The 20,681-nt window shown below is 46.8% G+C and carries 18 protein-coding genes and 2 other annotated features; of the genes, 5 read left to right on the plus strand and 13 right to left on the minus strand.

Going from position 1 to position 20,681, the window contains the following annotated elements:
* Positions 1–75: 75 nt before the first annotated feature.
* Positions 76–570: a cyclic pyranopterin monophosphate synthase MoaC gene (gene moaC, locus ASG89_RS30105; protein ID WP_268795685.1), complete on the minus strand. Its 495-nt coding sequence runs from the start codon at positions 568–570 to the stop codon at positions 76–78.
* Positions 571–586: 16 nt separating this feature from the next.
* Positions 587–1,219 (minus strand): 5-formyltetrahydrofolate cyclo-ligase, encoded by a 633-nt coding sequence (locus tag ASG89_RS30110; RefSeq protein ID WP_057315030.1) that lies wholly within the window; start codon positions 1,217–1,219, stop codon positions 587–589.
* A 239-nt stretch (positions 1,220–1,458) separates the two neighbouring features.
* Between ASG89_RS30110 and ASG89_RS30115 the strand changes: the two genes are divergently transcribed.
* Positions 1,459–3,414, plus strand: coding sequence for an ATP-binding cassette domain-containing protein (locus ASG89_RS30115; RefSeq protein ID WP_057315031.1), 1,956 nt, complete (start codon positions 1,459–1,461; stop codon positions 3,412–3,414).
* 531 nt (positions 3,415–3,945) lie between these two features.
* Here the strand turns inward: ASG89_RS30115 and ASG89_RS30120 are convergent.
* The 7 genes from ASG89_RS30120 to ASG89_RS30150 all read right to left on the minus strand — a co-directional run bounded on the left by ASG89_RS30120 (position 3,946) and on the right by ASG89_RS30150 (position 10,345).
* Positions 3,946–5,517, minus strand: a complete 1,572-nt coding sequence (locus ASG89_RS30120) for a 2-isopropylmalate synthase (RefSeq protein ID WP_057315032.1) — start codon at positions 5,515–5,517, stop codon at positions 3,946–3,948.
* A 493-nt stretch (positions 5,518–6,010) separates the two neighbouring features.
* Positions 6,011–6,272: a binding site (T-box leader), on the minus strand.
* A gap of 61 nt (positions 6,273–6,333) precedes the next feature.
* Positions 6,334–6,585: a binding site (T-box leader), on the minus strand.
* A 287-nt stretch (positions 6,586–6,872) separates the two neighbouring features.
* Positions 6,873–7,919: a tRNA (adenosine(37)-N6)-threonylcarbamoyltransferase complex transferase subunit TsaD gene (gene tsaD, locus ASG89_RS30125; RefSeq protein WP_057315227.1), complete on the minus strand. Its 1,047-nt coding sequence runs from the start codon at positions 7,917–7,919 to the stop codon at positions 6,873–6,875.
* A 37-nt stretch (positions 7,920–7,956) separates the two neighbouring features.
* Complete coding sequence (rimI, locus tag ASG89_RS30130) at positions 7,957–8,460, minus strand: ribosomal protein S18-alanine N-acetyltransferase (protein WP_057315033.1); 504 nt, start codon at positions 8,458–8,460, stop codon at positions 7,957–7,959.
* A 2-nt stretch (positions 8,461–8,462) separates the two neighbouring features.
* A complete protein-coding gene (gene tsaB, locus ASG89_RS30135; RefSeq protein WP_057315034.1) occupies positions 8,463–9,272 on the minus strand; it encodes a tRNA (adenosine(37)-N6)-threonylcarbamoyltransferase complex dimerization subunit type 1 TsaB in 810 nt (269 codons plus the stop codon).
* Positions 9,253–9,759, minus strand: coding sequence for a tRNA (adenosine(37)-N6)-threonylcarbamoyltransferase complex ATPase subunit type 1 TsaE (gene tsaE / locus ASG89_RS30140; protein WP_057315035.1), 507 nt, complete (start codon positions 9,757–9,759; stop codon positions 9,253–9,255). Before tsaE ends, tsaB begins: the two co-directional genes overlap by 20 nt.
* A 221-nt stretch (positions 9,760–9,980) precedes the next feature.
* Positions 9,981–10,163, minus strand: a complete 183-nt coding sequence (locus tag ASG89_RS30145; RefSeq protein WP_057315036.1) for an H-type small acid-soluble spore protein — start codon at positions 10,161–10,163, stop codon at positions 9,981–9,983.
* Positions 10,160–10,345: a hypothetical protein gene (locus ASG89_RS30150; RefSeq protein ID WP_057315037.1), complete on the minus strand. Its 186-nt coding sequence runs from the start codon at positions 10,343–10,345 to the stop codon at positions 10,160–10,162. The genes ASG89_RS30145 and ASG89_RS30150 overlap by 4 nt, the downstream gene beginning before the upstream one ends.
* A gap of 157 nt (positions 10,346–10,502) precedes the next feature.
* Here ASG89_RS30150 and ASG89_RS30155 point away from each other — a divergent pair, with 157 nt between their 5' ends.
* Positions 10,503–11,384 (plus strand): Ku protein, encoded by an 882-nt coding sequence (locus tag ASG89_RS30155; protein ID WP_057315038.1) that lies wholly within the window; start codon positions 10,503–10,505, stop codon positions 11,382–11,384.
* A gap of 409 nt (positions 11,385–11,793) precedes the next feature.
* Here ASG89_RS30155 and ASG89_RS30160 read toward each other — a convergent pair whose 3' ends face one another.
* From ASG89_RS30160 to ASG89_RS30170, 3 genes are read right to left on the minus strand one after another with little or no spacing between them, the layout of a single operon-like run.
* Positions 11,794–12,903, minus strand: a complete 1,110-nt coding sequence (locus tag ASG89_RS30160) for a GerAB/ArcD/ProY family transporter (RefSeq protein ID WP_057315039.1) — start codon at positions 12,901–12,903, stop codon at positions 11,794–11,796.
* Between the two features lie 18 nt (positions 12,904–12,921).
* Positions 12,922–14,073: a Ger(x)C family spore germination protein gene (locus tag ASG89_RS30165; protein WP_057315040.1), complete on the minus strand. Its 1,152-nt coding sequence runs from the start codon at positions 14,071–14,073 to the stop codon at positions 12,922–12,924.
* A gap of 19 nt (positions 14,074–14,092) precedes the next feature.
* Positions 14,093–15,619: a spore germination protein gene (locus ASG89_RS30170; protein ID WP_057315041.1), complete on the minus strand. Its 1,527-nt coding sequence runs from the start codon at positions 15,617–15,619 to the stop codon at positions 14,093–14,095.
* A gap of 179 nt (positions 15,620–15,798) precedes the next feature.
* On the opposite strand from ASG89_RS30170, the gene ASG89_RS30175 reads away from it, so the two are divergent.
* The 3 genes from ASG89_RS30175 (at position 15,799) to ligD (ending at position 19,189) form a co-directional block, all read left to right on the plus strand.
* Positions 15,799–16,743 carry an RNA ligase family protein gene (locus ASG89_RS30175; RefSeq protein ID WP_057315042.1) on the plus strand — a complete coding sequence of 315 codons (945 nt, stop codon included), beginning with the start codon at positions 15,799–15,801 and terminating at the stop codon, positions 16,741–16,743.
* A gap of 171 nt (positions 16,744–16,914) precedes the next feature.
* Complete coding sequence (locus tag ASG89_RS30180; protein WP_057315043.1) at positions 16,915–18,207, plus strand: arsenic transporter; 1,293 nt, start codon at positions 16,915–16,917, stop codon at positions 18,205–18,207.
* Positions 18,208–18,298: 91 nt separating this feature from the next.
* On the plus strand, positions 18,299–19,189 hold the full coding sequence (gene ligD / locus ASG89_RS30185; RefSeq protein ID WP_057315044.1) for a non-homologous end-joining DNA ligase: 891 nt from the start codon (positions 18,299–18,301) through the stop codon (positions 19,187–19,189).
* Between the two features lie 26 nt (positions 19,190–19,215).
* Here ligD and cls read toward each other — a convergent pair whose 3' ends face one another.
* Positions 19,216–20,643 carry a cardiolipin synthase gene (gene cls / locus ASG89_RS30190; RefSeq protein ID WP_057315045.1) on the minus strand — a complete coding sequence of 476 codons (1,428 nt, stop codon included), beginning with the start codon at positions 20,641–20,643 and terminating at the stop codon, positions 19,216–19,218.
* Positions 20,644–20,681 lie beyond the last annotated feature (38 nt).

Consider the following 20,681-nt stretch of genomic DNA (forward strand, 5'->3'; position numbering starts at 1 on the left):
AGATTAACCCACTAACCTGCGTGACACGCAAAACCTTACCCGATATCGATATGTTGGCGCTGGTTCATAGTCACATCACTCTTTCTTGTCTTGCCTGTGAAAATCCCCGTTTTTACCGCCCGTTTTCATAACAAGCAGGGTCGAGTTAATCACCATATCTTTCTCTACAGCCTTGCACATGTCGTACACGGTCAATGCCGCGGCAGAAACAGCCGTCAGGGCTTCCATTTCTACTCCTGTAGGACCTGTTGTACGCACAGTTGCTTCTATGTATAGTTCATTGATGCCATTATTCGAAAACTGAATATCAACCCCAGTTAAAGCAATGGGATGGCACATTGGTATCCAGTCGGACGTCTTCTTAGCGGCCATAATGCCAGCCACTTGAGCCACCGCGAGGACGTCGCCTTTTTTCATTTTACCCTGAAGGATTAAATCAAGCGTGTCCGACTTCATTAATAAGGTAGAGCGAGCTGTCGCTGTGCGCTTCGTCTCCTCTTTATCCGATATGTCGACCATTCGCGCTCGTCCCTGCTCATTAAAATGCGTCAATGGTGAAGAATCGGGCACTGCAATCACCTCTATATTAGGTTTCTGTTTTGAACACCATCTTACTTTCGGTTACGATACCATCCACTCGGAAATCATGCCAAGAAGAGGGAACAGCAGGAATCAATTGATTATCGAAAGCAGCTGCAACGGCAAAAGGTCTTTTCAAACCGCGCGCAGCGAATAACTGCATAAAGCGATCATAGAAGCCGCCGCCATACCCTAAGCGACCGAAGTCCAGATCAAATGCTAACCCCGGCACCACAATCATCGAAATCGTGCCCAAATCATGTTCAATAGGAACATCACTACGTGGCTCTCTAATCCCATAAGCACCACTTTCGAGGTCCTCATAACGGCTTATGATGTGCAAGTTCATCGTTTTCGTATCTGCCACTACTTTCGGTATCAATACACGAATTCCCTGCTGCCAGCACCATTCCATTAATGGGGCAACGTCAGGTTCCGAACGGAAAGGCATATAGCTCATCAGCGTAGGCTGAGAATTGGACGGTATTGGTCCCTGTTCAAACAGCTTATCCGAACACAGCTTCACCATTCTTTGATTGATTAGTTGTTGCTTCTCCTCACGGATCTCGGCAACAATCGAAGCACGTCGTATTTCCATTTCCTTGCGTAATTCTATTTTCCGCTCTCGGATGTTCATCATAAGCTACAGCCCTTCCTAGCGAGGAGTGGTTTCCCCCATTTTAACATAAATAAAGTAAAAAACTATACTCGTACCAGAGACCCTGCTGAATGACCTATATTTCAGGTCTAAATTAAGCAGGCGTTGCCCCCATTCTTCGTGTATACTAATGATTTGATGGGATTGAAACAGCGACCGAAGGTCAACTTAATTAGGTTCTTACATTAATATGTATCTATAACGCAGGAGGTAGCAGCAACATGCTATTACAAGTTTCTAACATATCCAAAAGCTATGGGGTACGCTCTGTACTCTCTAATATAACGCTTCAAATTGAAAATCGGGAACGCATCGGACTCGTCGGTGTCAATGGTGCCGGGAAGTCTACCCTTCTTCAAATCATTGCGGGTGAGATGTCATATGACAGCGGTGATCTTTTTAAAGCGAAGGAAACTAAGATCGGATATTTGAAGCAAAACAGTGGTCTCAACACGGATAAATCCATCTGGAACGAGCTTCTTAGCGTGTTCAGTTCACTATTGGACACAGAACGCGAACTGCGTGAGCTGGAAGCCCTAATGGCTGATCCTGACCTCATCTCCGATGAGAAAAAGTATGAAACCACCATGAATCGGTATGCGCTTCGCTCCGAATGGTTTCGTGAACATGGCGGCTATGAAATTGAGGCCAAGATTCGTGGTATTTTGCACGGGATGGGCTTTGGACAGTTCGCACCAGAGACCTTGGTCAACACCCTCAGCGGAGGGCAAAAGACGAGATTGGCTCTAGCTAAAATGCTGCTGGAAGAACCCGATCTGCTCATGCTAGATGAGCCTACCAACCATCTGGACATCGCCACATTGACATGGCTCGAAGGCTATCTGCGCGGCTACCCTGGTGCGATTCTCGTCGTTTCACATGACCGCTATTTCCTTGATGCTTTGGTGACGTCCATTTACGAGATTGAACGCCATGCCTCCAAGAGGTATACAGGCAATTATTCCCGTTTTATTGAGATTAAAGAAGCGAACTATGAAATAGAATTGAAACAGTTTGAAAAACAGCAGGAAGAAATCTCGAAATTAGAGGATTTTGTGCAGCGCAACATTGTGCGTGCCTCTACGACGAAGAGAGCGCAATCCCGCCGCAAGCAACTGGAGAAAATGGACCGTTTGGACAAGCCCATGGGTGATTTGAAACGTGCCTCGTTCACTTTTGAAATTGAACAAACTTCTGGGAAAGAAGTGTTGCAAGTTGACCGACTATCGCTTTCGTATGATGGCCGAAATCGTCTACTCGACGGAGTCTCCTTCCAGCTTCGCCGTTCCGAAACCGCAGCGCTTATCGGGCCTAATGGGGTCGGGAAATCCACCCTGCTCAAAACTTTAATCGGTGTCCACAAGCAAGACGCTGGTACGTTCAAATGGGGTGCCGGTGTCACGATCGGCTATTACGATCAAGAGCAGAAAGGCTTGAATCCGTCCAACAGCGTGTTGGAGGAAGTGTGGAACACATATCCCCATTTGGAAGAAGCGCGTATCCGCACGGTGCTTGGCAGCTTTCTGTTCAGCGGCGAAGACGTATTCAAGAAAATTGCTGCATTAAGCGGCGGTGAAAAAGCCCGTGTCTCCCTCGCTAAGCTCATGCTTCAGAAGGCCAACGTATTGATTCTCGATGAGCCTACCAACCATTTGGACTTGTATAGTAAAGAAGTGTTGGAGTCCGCTTTGATGGATTACGAGGGCACCCTGCTATTCATCTCCCATGACCGGTATTTCCTCAATAAAATGGCAGAGAGCATGCTTGATCTGCAAAAGGATGGCTTAACCACCTATCTTGGCAACTATGATGACTATGTGGAGAAGAAAGCTGAGCTTGCTGAAATGGAAGCGAAGCGTCTGGCCAAAGAGGCGGAGAAGAAATCTGCCGGAAATCCCACTTTTGCTGCCGCGGTGAAAGCTGAGCCTTCTGGTGGTGGCAGTTACGAGGCGGACAAGGTGGCTAAGCGTGAAGAACGCAGTCGTCAGCGGAAGCTAGAACAGCTAGAGCTCGATATTGCTCGACTTGAAGAAGAAGTGACAGCACTTGAGGTTGAGCTAGCGGATCCCGCTGTGTATAACGACTATATGCTTGTTCAGGAGAAAACGGCCGAGGTTGATAAGCGTAAAAGTTCGCTGGCGGCATGTTATGAGGAATGGGAAGTTTTATTGGCTTAAAATAGAAGGAGTCCATGTCAGTTGACATGGACTTTTTTGTTGTGGAATCGCGGATCGAGGAGGTCGGGTTGCTGCCCTGTGGACAAGTTCACAAAATGTTCAAAGTTACCCACAGAAGCAGCAGATTCCCTCTACCTTGCCTTGATAACTTCTTCCGAAACCGTTCAACCTCTCCTGAAAGAGCTCGAAAGAGCTCTCTTATGCACAAAAAAATAATGACGAATTGTTCCGATAATTTAAACTAATCTTTGGGAGACCCCGTTTTGTTATACACAACGTTATCCACAGAAAATGGGAGGCATTTTCCGCCCCCCATCCCCCTTTTTTCTATCTTTCCACAAGGTTATCCACATTATCCACATTTTCTTGTGAAAAAGTTATCCCTGTTACACACCCTTTAAAAAGGTTGATATCTCGGGTTTTCTTTAAGTTATACACATTGTACACAGGGGTTGTGCATAACCTTGCTCACAAGCTGTGTATATATCTAAGTTTTCTTACAATTTAGCTGCAACGGACGCAAACTGTCGATTACGAAGCTGTTATGACCGTCTCCGCTCCATCGGACTTCACACTATTTTGCATCCGAATCGCTTGATTACAGGCCGATATGAACGCTTTGGCTACTGCAACAAGGACATCTTGGTCGATCCCTGTGTTCTTGTATGTCTGGCCGTCAACGGAGATCGTGACCTCGGCTTCCCCGGTTGCTTTCTCACCTGTGGACAATGAGTGCAGTTCAAGATCTGAGAACTCCACGTCCATCGGAATGGCTTGCTGTAGACAATGCACGATAGCCTCGATCGGTCCTTCTCCAGTGCCGGAGTATACACTTTCTGTGCCCGTCTGATTATTTCTGACTGAAACGGAAGCAACGCGATTGCGATCACTGCTCGAAATAACCTGCATATGCGACAGTGTGAACGGCTCCATTTGCCCATCAACCGTGCTGCCTACAAGCTCCATCAGTTGGTCGTCAGTGACCATTTTCTGCTCATCGGCTACTTCTTTGAAACGCGTATAAAGTGTATCTAGTTCCTCGCCTGTAAGTTCGATGCCGAACTGGCCTACTCTGTGCTTCAGTGCGTGGCGACCTGAGTGCTTGCCAAGGATAATCATGGAGCGTGGGATGCCCAGCTTTTCTGGATCCATAATTTCGTACGTATTGCGGTTTTTCAGAAGTCCATCCTGATGGATGCCCGCTTCATGTTGGAAAGCATTGCGACCAACAATCGGTTTGTTGTAGGCAATGGGGAAGCCCATGATGCGGCTAACCATTTTGGATGTATTAAAAATCTCACTCGTCACAATGCCCGTTTCCACGCCCATCGTATGCTTGCGGGTCTCAATCGCCATAACCAGCTCTTCAAGGGAACAGTTACCGGCACGCTCACCAACACCGTTCACCGTCACTTCCACATGCGTGACGCCTGCGGCAATAGCCGCCAGACTGTTGGCAACGGCAAGACCCAGATCATTATGGCAGTGGGCGCTATACTCGACTGTATCGCCGCCTCTTACACTTTGACGCACTCTGCGGAACATCGCGCCATACTCTTCAGGAAGTGCATAGCCTACTGTGTCGGGGATGTTCAGAATCGTGGCACCTTCCGCGATGACTGCTTCCAGTACTTCAAAAAGGAATTCATCTCCTGTCCGCGTCGCATCCATCGGCGAAAATTCGATCCGATCGACGAATTGCTTCGCATAGCCGACCATGGCGCGAGCCATCTCCACCACCTGCTGGCGCGATTTGCGCAGCTGGAAATCCAGGTGGATGTCCGACGAGGACAGGAACATGTGAATACGTCTGGATGCTGCGTCTTGCGTAGCTTTGACCGCTGCATCGATGTCGGCTTTCATAGCGCGGGCGAAGCCGCAAATCTCGATGCCTTGCAGCTCGCGTGAAATCTGCTGCACCGCTTGGAAATCGCCAGGACTTGAGATCGGGAAGCCTGGCTCAATGGTGTCGATGCCCATAATAGCAAGTTGTCTCGCGATGCGAATTTTCTCCTCCGGGTACAGGGATGCGCCCGGCGCTTGCTCACCGTCACGAAGTGTTGTATCAAAAATGCGAATGCGTCGATTGGTATTGTTTTCCATGGTTATTCCTCCTAAGGTATGCCCGTGAGGGCTGTGAATTTGTATGGCGTGTCGCCTGGTCATGATCAATCCACCTGCTGTAAGCGTGATTTTCATCACTACTGTGGTGAATTAGCTGGGTTTTGCAGGTTTCCCCTTCTGTAGTGATGTTTTTCATCACTATGATGGTGAATTGGGCCTGATTCGGCGCTTTTTCCCTTTTGTAGTGATGTTTTTCATCACTATGATGGTGATTTGAGCTGGATTCGGCGCGTTTTCCCTTCTGTAGTGATGTTTTTCATCACTACGATGGTGATTTGGGCCGGATTCGGCGCGTTTTCCCTTCTGTAGTGATGAAAAACATCACTATGATGGTGAATTTCGCTTATTGAGCCGCATAAGAAATGTTTTTCATCACTAGGCGCGCAATAGGTGGGGAGAGACTTGTGAATCTGTATGGAAAGTGGCTGCAGCGCACTTTGCCACAGACGACAAAAAGACCCATCATCTCCACATAAGAGACGACAGGTCTTCACCCAGCGCGGTACCACTCTTGTTGACTCCGTTAAGGAGCCCACCTCAGATATAGCCAGCAAGTTGCTCGCTACATCACCTGATCACGGAGGTTATCCGTTCATCCCTAACAGCTGTACAACAGCCGATCAGGATGACCGCTTCCAAGCGAGTTCGGGGCGTTCTCGGTCTGCGTCGCATCAACCCGCAGCTTTCTGTACCAGAGACATGAAGCCCTTACTACTCTTGTTCATCGCGTTATTTATATGTGTTGGTCTAGTCAAAGTTTGTTTCAGAACAACCAAAAAAGCCTGCCATCTCTATAAAAGAGACGACAGGCTTGAACCTTCCGCGGTACCACTCTAATTGATCCGAGCTATTACACTCGAAACCACTCATGTACCTGATCACGGGGGTCAACCGTCAAGACCTACTTGGGTGCTGGATCCTTGGCATCCTAATCAGTCCTACCGCTCCCGGGCGAGTTCAGGTGACGTTTCGTCTGTGCTTTCACCAAATGCACAGCTCTCTGAGCGAAACTGATCATGCCTTACTATTCCCGTTCGTTGCGTTTGAAAGTATTGATTGTGATTATAGTATGTACATTTTGCAAAGTCAATACACATATCTGAAAATTTATTTATTCAGCCGCAGAAGTGGATATAGTTCGATTTTACCTGCTTATGTGCGACTACTGGCGGAGATTAGCGTCAATAGTTCGATTTCCCCCACTTAAAACGCCCTCAATCAGCTGTTACCCTGAGAATCGGCTAATTAGTTCGGTGAAATCGAATTAATCGACCATCTGGGGCCGCTAGAGTCAATTTAGTTTGGCATTTTCTAACTAATAGCCTAACAACCATTTACCACTCTTCCAACTTCAGTTGTGGCTCAGCTTTCAATTCCATGGAGTCAAACTCCTGCTTGTCCCACTTGAGAAAAGCGGCGGCGCCAATCATCGCCGCATTGTCCGTGCAGAGCCGGTGCGGCGGCACCAGCAGCGGCACACCCAGCTGCTCGCAGCGCTCGGCGAGCCTGCTGCGCAGCCCCTTGTTCGCGGCGACTCCGCCCGCGAGCAAAAGCTGTTTCGCGCCGTATTCCTTCACGGCGCGACTTGCCTTCTCCACAAGCACGTCGATGACGGATGCTTGGAAGCCCTTGGCAATCTGCGCGACCTGAACGGTTTCGCCGCGCATCTTGCTTTGGTTGACGACGTTCAGCACCGCGGATTTCAATCCGCTAAAGCTGAAGTCGTAGGAATCTGCCTCGAGCCAGGAGCGAGGCATTTTGATTTCGGAATCGGCTTCCTGTGCAAGCCGATCCACGTGCGGGCCGCCCGGGTAAGGCAATCCCATTGCCCGGGCAATTTTATCATAGGCCTCGCCGGCCGCATCATCGCGCGTACGCCCAATAATACGGAACTGGCCGGGGCCTTCGAGCAGAATGAGCTCGGTGTGTCCGCCGGACACGACGAGCGAGATCGAAGGATACACCAGCTCATGCACAAGCTGGTTCGCATAAATATGTCCCGCGATATGGTGGACACCAATCAGGGGGAGGTCTAAGGCGCAAGCGAGCGCTTTGCCCGCGACGACGCCAACGAGCAGGGCCCCGATTAATCCGGGGCCTTCGGTTACCGCAATGGCGGAGAGCTCATGGAGCGAAACTCCCGCTTCTATGACGGCTTCCTCCAGCATCCATGTGATCGATTCCACGTGCTTTCGGGAAGCTACCTCAGGCACAACGCCGCCATAGCGTTGGTGCGTTTCGATCTGGCTGGAAATCACATTCGAACGAATGATTTTCCCATTTTCAACAATGGCCACGGAAGTCTCGTCGCAGCTCGTTTCAATGGCAAGAATATACACGGGCTTTGTTGTTGAGGTGTTGAATTGTTTATCCTGTTGCATCTGTTCATTACTCACACTTATCACCTATTTGAAAGCCTCAGTCGCTGAGACTATCCTTTCTACGATTGGGCAGATCTGCCCACATAACGACAGCGTCCTCGCGATTATCTGTATAATAGCCTCTACGCACACCAACGGAGCGGAAGCCTAATTTCTCGTATAAATTTTGTGCCACATAGTTCGAAGTTCTCACTTCAAGGGTGATGCGGATAGCACCTAGGAATGCAGATGTTTTCATCAACTCGCGCAGGAGTCTTTCTCCAAGCTTGCGTCCACGGTAGGTATCCTTTACAGCAATGTTGGTAACATGTGCTTCCTCCATGATGAGCCACATGCCGCCATAACCCGCGACTTCCCCTTGAATGTCCATGATCATATAATGGGCAAACTGGTTGTTCGTCAACTCATTCTCAAACGCTCCTCGTGTCCAAGGTGTCGTGAAAGCTTCCTGCTCGATCTCGACAATAAAAGGAATGTCCTCCATGGTCATTGAGCGGAATACCAATGAATTTTCTATGGCATGCGGCTGTCTCTGTTCCATGATTATTGTTCCCCTTTCTTCGTCTGCAGACCGGCCAACAGATTAGCTTCCGCCTCTGGAAGCCTTGTGTAATTCGGCACAAATGAATGAACGTCAGCCTTCTCGCCTCGCGCTAATCTTGGATTAGCCAACAAGCCGATGTATTCCGCTTCGATGCGATAGGGAACCACGCTCACATGTCCCGCAAAATCCTTCGTAAACAGCTCCAACTCCGCCGCAAATCCCGTGGTTTCACCGACGAATAGAATGTGATCTGGCGCTAAGCTGCTAGCTTGCAAGAGAATCTGCTCCGTCCACGCCCCGACAACTCGAATGCCATCAGGCAACACTTCATGCCAAGTCGCATCAGGCTCTCTTGCTTCTGTAACAGCTGTCGCCCCTTCATAAGCATACACAGCCGTAAAAGCCTGCTTACGTCTCCCATCCATAAGAGGAACAACCCATGTTAAACCGGCAGTTATATAGTCGTTCTGCACAGAACCACCGATTGCCATTGCCTCTAAACTAGAGACGCCAATTACGTCTAGTCCTAGAGACCATGCAAATGTTTTGGCTACTGAAACAGCAATCCGGACACCAGTATACGAGCCTGGGCCCTGCCCGGCAGCAACAGAGCGCAGGTCTCTCGGCTTCATGCCTAAGCGAGTTAATAAATCTTGAATGTGAGGAAGCAATCCCAATGAATGATTCCGTTCTGCATGGGAGCTAATCTCCCCAAGGAGATGTCCATTTTCCAAAATGGCGACTGTCATTGCCGATGTCGAGGTATCGATCGCCAAGCATCGTCCTGTATTATTCATTCGTTCCGTCATGTAAATGTCCGTTCTCCTTCATCTGTACACACCAGCTCTCGTACGGCGAACCATGCGGAGTCAAGTGAAATACGCGAGTATGATCAACCTCTTGGGTGATCGTAATACTTAATCTGTCCGGCGGCAGCAGATCCTCAATTAAACTCGACCATTCGATAAGTGTAACGCCTGCCCCATAGAAGTAGTCCTCTAATCCCAACTCATCTGCTTCTTCTTGCGAAATACGATACATATCCATATGGTAGAAAGGAAGCCCAGCTCCCTCGTATTCTTTGATAATGGTAAATGTAGGCGAGTTTACGTGCTCTGAAATCCCCATCGCTCTAGCGAAGCCTTGCGAGAATCTCGTTTTGCCAGCACCCAAATCTCCATCTAGTGTTATAACCGCCCCTGGCTGTAGATATGTTGATAATAGGATTCCCAGTTTATCCGTATCTGCTTCATGCTCAGACTGGAACGTAAATGTGGATTGAGCCAATGATCTCATCCCTTTCTTTCCGCGTACGCGTGCTGCTTCTATTATAGTCCTCGCTAGCAGGTGACAGCAACCTGTCTATCCAAATAAACGGCTCCGCCGCCCTACTTGGACGTGAACATGTGAAACATATCATTTCTTTATTTATGAAATCCTCATCCGAAAATTTGCGAAATTAGGAAAAGCCCTCCCCGATTCAGCAATCGGAGAAGGCTATTTTGCCCAAGCGGACTTTAGTGTACCTCTTCAAGCTCCTTAGCTGGGACCACACGAGCATCTGCGGGATTTCCTTCCGCATGTATTTTGACGAGACCTTTTCCAGCATCTACACTGTCAATCCAGACAGCAACCCCGTTAAGATCAACGTCAATTTTCTCATGGGCAGCTAAAATTTCCTGAGCGCGGTGAACATTCATGGTTCATCCAGTACGGATTCCGGATATTCCATCGTATCCGTGGTTGAGTGTTCAATTAATCCACCCTGCATGGTGACGTTACCGCCTCCAAGCCCCTCATTAATCATACGATCAATGTCCATATAACAATCATCCCTATCTTCATTGTTCGTATCTTGCGACAGATTTGATTCAGATGCCATCCGTAATCCCTCCTTTGGTTCGCTATTTGGGCTAGCATGTTGCATTAATAACCTTTCCAATCTCTCCGTTAACCATTCTCTTAAATGGCTGCCGTATAAAGGCAGTGTTACAGGAGAATACTAGTACAATTACGTATGTTGGGGAGGAGTGCTATCTATGCATACCGTGTGGAAAGGTGCGATTAGCTTCGGACTCGTTCATGTTCCTGTCAAAATGTTTTCGGCCACAGAGGATAAAGATATATCTATGCGCTATATTCACAAAACTTGTATTACCCCGCTGTCCTATGTGCGAAAATGCCAGACTTGCGAGAAGGAAGTAGAGTGGGAGGAAATTTCGAAAGGGTACGAGTTTGAGCCCGGTCGTTTTATTCTTTTTGAAAAGGACGAACTGGAGGAAATCTCCGGGGAAGCGAACAAGGAAATTAAGATTTTGGACTTTGTAAATTTAACCGATATTGATCCCGTGTATTTCCAAAAAACTTACTACCTTGGCCCCGGCGATACCGGCGCTGGCGCCTACATGCTTCTGCTTGATTCCATGCGTCAGACTGGTAAAATCGGAATCGCCAAAGTGTCGATCCGCTCCAAAAGCTCACTAGCCGCTATCCGTGTCATTGACAATTGTCTCGCCATGGAAACCATCTTCTATCCGGATGAGATTCGCCCGATTTCGCAAGTACCTAACCTTCCCGAGAAGGTTACCGTGAATGAGCGGGAGATGGAGATGGCAAAAATGCTGATCAATCAGCTCTCCACCCCTTTCGAACCTGAGAAATATAAGGACGAGTACCGCGCTCGCTTACTGGATGCGATTGAGCATAAAGTAGCAGGTGAAGAAATTCAGTCTGCACCTGAAGTGCAAAAAACAAGCGTCATCGACCTCATGGCTGCGCTTCAAGCCAGCTTGAACGCGACGAAACCGTCCGATGGCAAAATAACACTTGGCGCGGATGCTTCCGTGACCGAAGCGACAACGACCGAGAAGAAGCCCGCGGCGAAACCCCGCGCAAGAAAAACAAAAGAACCAGTTACGTAATAACAATAAAAGTGCCCTGACTTGGATTCCAAGATAGGGCACTTTTTTTCAACTAGTGTGCGCGGCATGGGCCGAGTGAGCTTGACTTGGGTTGGCTTAGCTTAGCTTAGCTTAGCTTAGCTTAGCTTAGCTTAGCTTAGCTTAGCTTGGCATGGGTGACTTGGGTTGACTTGACTTGGTTTGAGTTGGGTTGCACTTCTAACTGTAAAAACTACAGCTAAATCCAATCAAATCCACCGATTTCCCAATTAGATGGATTTCCTATCCAGTTATTTCACATCCTCCGTCCCCACTCGCTACTCCACTCCCATCCATTCACTCCTCTATCCCTACTCTCTATTCTACTCCCTTCCATTCACTCCTCTATCCCCACCCGCTTCTTCAACCAATTCCCCGGTCCTCTAATCCCTCAGCCCCGTGGTGTCAATTTCAGCTTCCTATGCCTCAACAGCGCCAGCATGAGCAGAAGCACAGGCAACACAACCATAAAAATTGGAAAAATGTACGGAACAGCAATTTTCAGAGGGAATATGATCGTAATCTCCTCATAATTCACAGGTATGAAGGTTAAGAGCATCACAACGAGAGCGGTTATCCAGGTGACGATTTTCCAATTACTAATACCCAATAGTTGTGTCGTGCCATAACTCGCTACAAATAAATACAACCCTAATTTGGTAAATATACTCATGATCCAGATGGTGACGACTATCGCATCCAGATTCTCAATAATGCCACCAATGGAAATAGAACGGACGATCATGAGCATGGGATAGGGATAACCCGCAGCGACATATGGACCGAACATCAGGATGCTGACGATCATCGATAGCACCGTTAGTAGACCTGAGAGCATGACGCCGCTAATGGCATATCGGATTGTGTTCTTCCGCTTACTAACAAATGCGATCAACATCATGATCATTATGCAATCTCCCAAGAATGCGGCTGTCGGGAGCGCCCCTTTCATAAGGATCATCATGTCATTATCCGAATAAATCGGAAGCAGTCGATCCCAATTCATTTGATTAATGCCCAGAAACATGGGACCTAGCACACAAAGCAAAATAATTGGTCCTGTAATCTCACAAATGCGCGCCAACACACCAACGCCATGCAATGTAGGGTACAAGACGACAAGAAGCATCGGTATCTGAATGACATAGAGCGGGGTTTTGGGCATAATGGTTCCCGTTATGAATAAGCTGAATTGTCTCAAAATCACGGTAAGTATGACAAGCCATACTAGGATGAAGAGGGCTGAAATCAAGCCACCCAGCCATTTGCCCAACAGAAGGCGATTAAATTCGACTACGGTCAACCCAGGGAACAACATACTGAGTTTTCCACATATATAGGCAATGAACATCCCTGCTAATGTCGCGATTATGATCGAAATCCACGCATCCTGTTTGGCGATTTGAGCTGCAGGAGCAATCGTGAGAAGAATCGTCATAATAATTTGCATGCTAACCATCATCCAGAATATTTGCCGGTTTGATAATTCCATATCACTCATTGATGACCCCACCTATCTCTACTGACCGGTCATGAAAGGAAAATTCGATATGCCTGGTCTCTGAATGGTGCTTTTCACTTCCAGTTGAACGTCCATCGTTGGAAAGATGGTGCTCCAATTCGCCTTGGCTTGCTTCCATTCCCGTGGATATTTTTTATGAAAAGCCCGTGCAAAGCCGAGCACATCAGCCTTTTGATCATTTTGTAATTGTTGCAACGTGTCCCTCAAAATTTCCTTAATCTTTTTATCAAACGGCTCTTCTAACCTTCTCATATTGTCAGAGCCGTCAGCGAGGAGAAGCTCGGTCGAGTTTTGAACGACATCCGCTTCTAAGTCCAATTGTACGGTCATTTTCCAAATACCGTTATCAATCGAAGGATGCAGATGGAGATCCGTGGTAATGATTTTGATCACGACTTTCCCACCCGCTTCATGTTCCGTGAGCGTAATATTACGACCCAGATCTTCATGAATAAACAATCGAATCCCCATTTGTTCATCACGAGTGAGAAAACAAGCAAGTTTCCCCTCTTTAATCACCGACATTCCTTCTACGGTCAGAATCGTTTTTTTAGTTTGATTCGTGATCAATTTGCTCTTATTCGCAACTGGCAGCAGGAAGGCACCGGATTCTCCACTTAACACTTCCTCTATGTCATGCATGGTAGCAGAATGTATCAATGGCTTCTGCGATAGTTTAATTAAAGTTTCATAGGTATTCGGATCATTCTGGGCTTCTAACAGTTCCTTAGCTGTTCCTCTGCATATAAAGAAATTAGCCTGTTCCCGCGGTTGGATATCCCTGAATAAGAAATCGAAATCATCAAACATCCCGCTCCTAGCCAGTTCTTCCCCGAAGAAATAAGCTTTGGCATGCCCCCAAGAGAAATAGCGTGGAAACTTCTTTTGCAATTCCGATAACGCATCTGGCATGGAGTTTCCTTTGGTCGATACCGTGTACACATTACCTTGTCCAGCACCCCCTTCTGCGGCAGAAGCAGCAGGATTCGGTATGAAGACTTGAACCGTCACTTCTATTTCTTCCTTCGAGATCTTGTCGATTCCCGCAGCAATGATAAAAGCCATATCGTTCACCTCGACACGGTCCCAACAACCTGCTAAGAGAAGGACGCACAGTGAAAGAATAGGAACGGATACGAATCTCCTCATAACAAGCACCTCCTACCGCTTATTTCTCATTCCGTTCATCCGAATGTTCGCGCTGCCTTTTCAAATTATGGTTGTCAGCGTAAAAGGCAGGACGTGTATTCATTTTGCTAATGGGCGCTCGAAACAAAACATCTTTGATTCCTTTGGGATAAATCGGGGCAAATGGCGCCAAATAAGGGACACCGAAAGAACGGAGAATACACAGATGACTAATGATTAACAGCAACCCCAGAATAAGACCAAACAAACCTAAGATGCCAGATAGAATCATTATTGGAAAGCGAAGCATTCGTAAGGAGATCCCTGCTGAATATTGCGGCATCATGAACGAAGAAATACCCGTAATCGCCACAACCATAACCATTGGAGCCGATACTAAACCTGCTTGAATAGCCGCTTGTCCAATGACGAGGGCGCCAACAATACTGACGGCAGAACCCACTTGCCTAGGCAGGCGAACACCCGCTTCCCGCAAAGCCTCGAAAGTAACTTCCATGATCAACGCTTCGACCAAGGCCGGGAAAGGAATTTCCTCCCGAGATTTAGCAACACGAAGCAACAGCGTAGTAGGAACCATTTCATGATGAAACGTTAACACAGCCACATAGATCGCCGGAGCCAACATGGCAATGAGGAAAAAAGTATATCGCAGCCAACGAATGAGACTCCCAATTAGGAAACGCTCATAATAATCTTCAGGCGATTGCATGAGGGACCAAAAAGTAGTTGGAGCAATGAGAGCAATAGGCGTATTATCCGTAATAATAACAACGCGGCCTTCTAACAAGCTCGCTACAGCCACATCAGGGCGTTCCGTTGTTTGTACTTGAGGAAATGGCGAATAAATATTATTCTCAATCATTTCCTCGATGTATCCGCTCTCAAGCACTCCATCCAGCTTAATTTGGGAGAGTCGCTCCGAGACCTTACTTATGATGTCTGGTTTGGCAATCCCCTGTACATAGGCCATTGTGACATCTGTTTTCGAATAATTGCCAAGGGTGAAAGAAACGAATTTCAATGCGGGGGTCTTTAACCTTTTTCGAATCAAGGAAGTATTCACTATTAACGACTCTACGAAGCCCTCGCGTGGACCACGGACAACAGACTCTGCTAATGGCTCTTCTACTGCCCTGCCTTCAAATTGAGATAACTCAATGGATAATGCTCCTGCGATCGTGTCTAAGAGTAACACCACTTTACTTCCAAGCACTTCATTGATAACTTCACCAAGGATACACAGTTCTTTATAATCTGAGACCGAAATGCAGTTCATCACTTTGTCCATGGATTCAACCGTTTCTGCGCTAGCTTTCTTAAGCGGTTCAAGCACATGTCCATCGAGCAACTCTACATTCACCATGCCCCGTAAATAGAGGACGTATGCCTGCAGGCCGCACTCCAGATCTATCGACGAGAACACAACATCAGCACAAGCCGTAAATATGGTTTGCAAATGAAGGATATTCGAGGAAAGCTCAGTTGACACGGGGATATGAAAGACTTCTTTATCTATACTCGGATCCTCCGGAAAAGGTTGATACATTCATAACTCCCCCTTTCATACGCACATTCATTTAGGTATTGTTATGCTCTCAAACTCACATGGCTATTCAGTTGTTACCAACGCAGGGGTATTTTAACAGACTGACCATGGCATCTTGCTTGAAAGAACCTAAATTGGTGAAGACTGGTAGGATAATGACTATAAAGGGGTTATGACCGTTGGATTTTAAACCAATCCTCCCATTTGAGCCCATTAGCACCAATGAATGGCCAGTTGGCACTCATTTTACGAGCCAAATCAAGTGGGATGGAGTAAGAATGCTGCTGTACTTCGATGGAAGTACGACCAAATTAATCAATCGCAGAACCAATGATCGAACTCTGCAATACCCGGAGTTAACGAATCCACAGGCGTTCTGTTCAGCAAAATCGGTTATTTTGGATGGAGAAATTATCGCACTATCCGATGGCAAACCTTCATTCTATGAAATCATGAAACGCGACAGCGCTAGGAAGTCCAGCACAGTGACACGAGCCATGGGGCAAGTCCCCATCACATTCATGGTCTTTGATATCCTCTATTTAAACGGAGAGTGGTTACTACATTTGAGTCTGAAAGAAAGACAAAATAGGTTGGCATCCATAATGAAACCGAACCACTTAGTCCAACTCGTCACCAATCATGATGATATGGAAGCACTCTTTACGATTGTGAAGCAGCATGAATTAGAGGGCATTGTGATTAAGGACCTAACTAGCAGCTATGTCATCAACGGTAAGGATAAGCGATGGCTGAAGAAAAAAATTTTCAAGGATCTCTATGCCGTCGTATGTGGTGTTACCTATAGAGGCAAGATCGTTAATTCCCTTATTTTAGGCTTATATGATGATCAGGGGCAGTTATGGTATATTGGCCACGCGGGTACTGGCAAACTTACTGTGAAAGACTGGCAACATGTGACAGAGATCGTTCAAAGCATGACGACGCTAGAGCGTCCTTTTATCAATGAACCCGAACGGTCAAAAGAAGCGGTTTGGATAACTCCCCAACTCGTTGTGAAAGTAAGCTATATGGAATGGACACACAACAAAACATTAAGACACCCGAGCATACAATCTTTCATCAACATAGATAGCCAAGTATGTAACTTCAATCAGAATTAGTTCGCTCGCCCACTTATGATAATGCAGACAAGGGATTAATTCCCTAATCTGCATTTTTTTATTTTATAACTCGCTTCATCCATCCCCTCCAAAAATTAATATCTATACAGACATCCATAAATTTGAGATATTAACAATCGACATTGATTTGCTGTCTGCTAGGAGGACACCATGATTTATTTAGCTATTATCATCTTTTTACTAACGATTACTTTCGTTATTTGGCAGCCGAAAGGCTTAAGCATTGGTTGGTCAGCATCAGCAGGAGCATTGCTTGCCCTCGCTTTCCAAGTCGTTTCGCTGCAAGATGTCGCCACAGTTACAGGTATCGTGTGGAACGCAACGCTCGCTTTTGTCGGCATTATTGTGATCTCCATTATCTTAGACGGGATCGGCTTCTTCGAATGGTCCGCGCTCCACATGGCGCGCTTGGCCAAAGGCAATGGAAAGCTCATGTTCGTCTACGTGATCCTGCTCGGGGCAGCGGTTTCGGCATTTTTTGCAAACGATGGTGCTGCCTTAATCCTTACACCGATCGTATTGGCCATGGTCCGAGCTATGAAATTGCCGGATGCTGCCATTCTCCCGTTTATTATGGCGAGCGGCTTTATCGCGGACACCACGTCACTACCATTTGTCATTAGTAATTTGGTAAACATTCTTTCAGCGGACTTTTTCGGGATCGATTTTGTCACCTATGCAAGCCGGATGTTCGTGACGAGTCTGTTCTCGTTAGGCGCAAGCTTATTGGTTCTCTACCTTTATTATCGCAAACAAATCCCTGAGAGCTTTGATATCGGGGAGCTGAAACATCCCTCTGAAGCGATTAAGGATCCAGGGCTGTTCCGCTTGTCCTGGTTGATTCTCAGCATTTTACTAGTTGCCTATATTTGCAGTGGATTTATCCAAGTTCCTGTTTCCCTGCTCGTTGGGGCTACCGCAATTGGCTTCCTCATTGTAGCTGGAACGAGCGCCGTGATGGATACCAAAAAGATTGTTAAGGAAGCTCCGTGGGCAGTGGTCATCTTCTCCATCGGGATGTATGTGGTAGTCTATGGGCTTAAAAATGTCGGACTTACGGATGCGCTTGGAGAACTTATCGATATCATTTCTGGTGAAGGGCTTTTTGTTGCCACGATAGGTATGGGATTCCTTGCGGCGGTTCTTTCCTCGATCATGAACAATTTGCCGACTGTGCTAATTGATGCTTTAGCCATTCAAGGTACACAAACCGAGGGCATCCTCCGAGAAGCTCTGATTTACGCCAATGTTATCGGGACCGATCTGGGGCCAAAAATGACGCCTATCGGATCGCTAGCCACTCTGATCTGGTTACATGTGCTTGCCAAAAAAGGGGTGAAAATCACGTGGGGCGTTTATATGAAAGCTGGCGTGATCCTGACGATCCCCACCTTACTTATCACGTTAATCGGTTTGTACCTGTGGTTGCAGGTTATATCCTAATTTGCGGTCCGCTTTTGCGTGCCTCCGTTTGAGAACCTCTCGCCTAGGAAATAATTGTGAATAAAAGCTCAAAAGGAGCGATTCCAAGCCTATGGCATTCAAAGCAGAGAAAGCTAAACTTCTCGTAGAGGGCAACGAGTTAACAATTACGAACCCGAATAAGCCGCTTTGGCCTGATTTAGGCATCACGAAGGCAGATTATTTGACGACTTTAAGTGAACTCTCGCCCTACCTCCTGCGGTACTGCCGCAATCGCCATTTAACGACGATTCGATTTCCGCACGGGTATGATGACAAGTCCTTTTATCAGAAAAATGCCCCCGATCCTGTGCCAAGCTTCGTTAATTTAGCGCCGTTAGATGGCATTAACTACGTGAATTTAGATTCTCTATCTACACTCATATGGCTTGGGAATCTGACTTGTTTAGAATTTCATCCTTCCTTCCATTACATCGGGAAGACGGATCCAGCAGAATGGCTGATTGATATCGATCCAACCTTGGAGGAAGAACCCCGTATCATGGAGGCTGCTCTTATCATTGGTGAAGTGCTGGACTCGCTGCGTATTCAGTCGGTTCCCAAAACCTCTGGTGCAACAGGCGTACAAATTTACATTCCAATTCAACCTGGTTATACGTTCGAGGAGCTCCGAAGTATTGGACATTTCATCGCGACCTATGCGGTTAGGATGAACCCGAAGCTGTTTACCATTGAGCGCTTCAAGAAAAATCGTGGTGATAAGATTTATATCGACTACCTCCAGCACTGGTATGGAAAAACACTATCTGCCCCCTATACGCCGCGCGCCAAAAAAGACGCAACGGTTTCAACACCTTTGCTTTGGAAAGAGGTAGAGCTTCGCCCAAGCATTCGCGAGTTCAATCAACTAACCATCATGAATCGATTACGAACCTACGGAGACCTGATTGACCGTGTTCCACCTCAAAATTTGAATGCTATTCTAGCCAAATTAAAAGAGTAGTTCTAATTAGAACTACTCTTTTTTTATCAAAATAAAGGAGATAACAATCGCGCAATCCTCTCTTTTCTTTTTTCACCCGGCGACCTCATCTCAAATTCAGTTAGTGTAACTTCCGTGCACGCCTCCAAATCCATTAAGAAATCGCTCTCCAAGCGGGAAATCACCTTTCCGTCAAACATCACGGCATTCAATTCGAAGTTACTGAAAAAGCTGCGCATATCCACGTTGGCCGTACCCACAGTCGCCATGATGTCGTCCACGATAATCACTTTGGCATGAATAAACCCTTTCCGATACAAATAAAATCGAACGCCTATCTGTAATAATTCCTTCAGGTAGGACTTTGACGCGTATTGGACAATGGTGGAATCCGCCTTGAATGGAAGAATGATACGCACATCAACACCACTGACCGCAGCAGCTTTGAGAGCCATCGTGATGCTGGGATCAGGAATGAAATAAGGCGTTGTAATCCAAATTCGCTTCTTCGCTGCAATCAATCCCGCAAAATACATTTCCTGAATGGCATCCCATCTGGTGTCAGGACCACTAGAAATAACTTGAACGAACGAAGGCTCCTGTTCGGAATGAACGGGATAATAACGCTGTTCCCCCAAGCTTTCCCCACTAACGAAAAACCAGTCCGTCAGAAAGGTGCGCTGCAAATCATATACCGCGTCTCCATGCAGCATGACGTGCGTATCTCGCCAGAAACCAAGCTGAGGATTCCCACCAAGGTATTCATCCCCAATGTTAATGCCCCCAACGAAACCAACCAAGCCATCCACAACCACAATTTTGCGATGGTTCCGATAATTCAACCGTTTATCAAAGAAAGCAATCAATGGCTTTAGGAAAGGCTCAACAGCAATACCTGCACACTTCAATGAAGTAATGTAAGCCTTAGAAAGTGTGTGACTGCCCACACCATCGTAAATAACCCTTACAGTTACCCCTGCTTTCGCTTTCGCAATCAATGCATCAAGAAATCTCCTGCCAATCACATCATCGCGAATTGTATAAAATTCGAAGTGAATATGATCGCGGGCCCTCCCTATCTCTTCAAGCATCGCTTCGTACGTCACCTCAGCATTCGTCAGTACGTCAACTCGGTTCAGTACGGTAATCGGTGCATGAGGCACCTGACGCAGCCAATCTCGCAGACGCTGCTCTCCCTGTAAGAAGCTATCTTCGCCCTTTTTGGAATCAAATCCGACTTTGTTTGGAGCGCCCTGGAGCCTGAATTTATCCGTGTTATCGCTGCTATGACCATGAACTTTCTTCCGACGTGCGTATTCCCTTGCAATGAAATAATACATAAAAAATCCAATAATTGGTAAGATAAACAGAATACTAAGCCATGCTATAGATTTGGCAGGCCTTTTATATTCACAAATTAATATCGTAGCTGCCTGAAAAATAAATAACAACAGTATAAGAATGATCCATAACAATTGCACCAGCTCCTATCCCTACATCAGCATGCTGAGAT

It is taken from the genome of Paenibacillus sp. Soil766, from assembly GCF_001428105.1.
Lineage (GTDB): Bacteria > Bacillota > Bacilli > Paenibacillales > NBRC-103111 > Paenibacillus_E.

Coding starts and splice junctions, on each gene's coding strand:
- ASG89_RS30110 (WP_057315030.1), bottom strand. CDS start 1,219: ATGATGAACATCCGAGAGCGGAAAATAGAATTACGCAAGGAAATGGAA.
- ASG89_RS30115 (WP_057315031.1), top strand. CDS start 1,459: ATGCTATTACAAGTTTCTAACATATCCAAAAGCTATGGGGTACGCTCT.
- ASG89_RS30120 (WP_057315032.1), bottom strand. CDS start 5,517: ATGGAAAACAATACCAATCGACGCATTCGCATTTTTGATACAACACTT.
- tsaD (WP_057315227.1), bottom strand. CDS start 7,919: ATGCAACAGGATAAACAATTCAACACCTCAACAACAAAGCCCGTGTAT.
- rimI (WP_057315033.1), bottom strand. CDS start 8,460: ATGGAACAGAGACAGCCGCATGCCATAGAAAATTCATTGGTATTCCGC.
- tsaB (WP_057315034.1), bottom strand. CDS start 9,272: ATGACGGAACGAATGAATAATACAGGACGATGCTTGGCGATCGATACC.
- tsaE (WP_057315035.1), bottom strand. CDS start 9,759: ATGAGATCATTGGCTCAATCCACATTTACGTTCCAGTCTGAGCATGAA.
- ASG89_RS30145 (WP_057315036.1), bottom strand. CDS start 10,163: ATGAATGTTCACCGCGCTCAGGAAATTTTAGCTGCCCATGAGAAAATT.
- ASG89_RS30150 (WP_057315037.1), bottom strand. CDS start 10,345: ATGGCATCTGAATCAAATCTGTCGCAAGATACGAACAATGAAGATAGG.
- ASG89_RS30155 (WP_057315038.1), top strand. CDS start 10,503: ATGCATACCGTGTGGAAAGGTGCGATTAGCTTCGGACTCGTTCATGTT.
- ASG89_RS30160 (WP_057315039.1), bottom strand. CDS start 12,903: ATGAGTGATATGGAATTATCAAACCGGCAAATATTCTGGATGATGGTT.
- ASG89_RS30165 (WP_057315040.1), bottom strand. CDS start 14,073: ATGAGGAGATTCGTATCCGTTCCTATTCTTTCACTGTGCGTCCTTCTC.
- ASG89_RS30170 (WP_057315041.1), bottom strand. CDS start 15,619: ATGTATCAACCTTTTCCGGAGGATCCGAGTATAGATAAAGAAGTCTTT.
- ASG89_RS30180 (WP_057315043.1), top strand. CDS start 16,915: ATGATTTATTTAGCTATTATCATCTTTTTACTAACGATTACTTTCGTT.
- ligD (WP_057315044.1), top strand. CDS start 18,299: ATGGCATTCAAAGCAGAGAAAGCTAAACTTCTCGTAGAGGGCAACGAG.